Origin of the sequence: Enterococcus sp. C76 (assembly GCF_040886985.1) — a bacterium.
GTDB lineage: Bacteria > Bacillota > Bacilli > Lactobacillales > Enterococcaceae > Enterococcus_B > Enterococcus_B lactis.
Genome location: NZ_JBFOEY010000051.1, coordinates 1 through 427, shown reverse-complemented (window position 1 = coordinate 427; position 427 = coordinate 1). Strand labels below are relative to the sequence as shown.

General features: G+C 38.9%; 1 protein-coding gene. It reads left to right on the top strand.

From position 1 onward, the window contains the following. Window positions 1–126 precede the first annotated feature (126 nt). Window positions 127–427 (top strand): LysM peptidoglycan-binding domain-containing protein (locus tag AB3I00_RS14700; RefSeq protein WP_002303785.1); only part of this gene is annotated, 301 nt, incomplete at its 3' end.

Sequence of the window (427 nt, the reverse complement as noted above, 5' to 3'; positions counted from 1 at the left end):
TTACAAAAAACGTGGATTTGTCATAAATTGTCATGCTTCTTTTACCTATGAAATATTTTCACGTGTTAAAGTATTCCTCGTTGAACACAACAAATAAAACTTTTTAACGAATAAAGGAGATTTTTCATGACATCACTTAAAACTTTACTTTTTGGAACAACTTTGGCTGCCGGTGCTGCATTCTTCATGGGAACGACTGCTCATGCGGACGAAGCTTATACCGTTCAATCAGGTGATACTCTATCAACGATTTCTCAAAAATACGTTGGTGACAACTCCTTGATCAATGCCATTGCAGAATCAAATTCAATTTCTGACATTAACCTGATCTACTCAGGACAACAATTAACGATTCCAACAGAAGGCTCTGCACAAGCAGCTGCTGAACCTCAAGCAGCCGTTCAAGAAGCTCCCGTCCAAGCTGAAC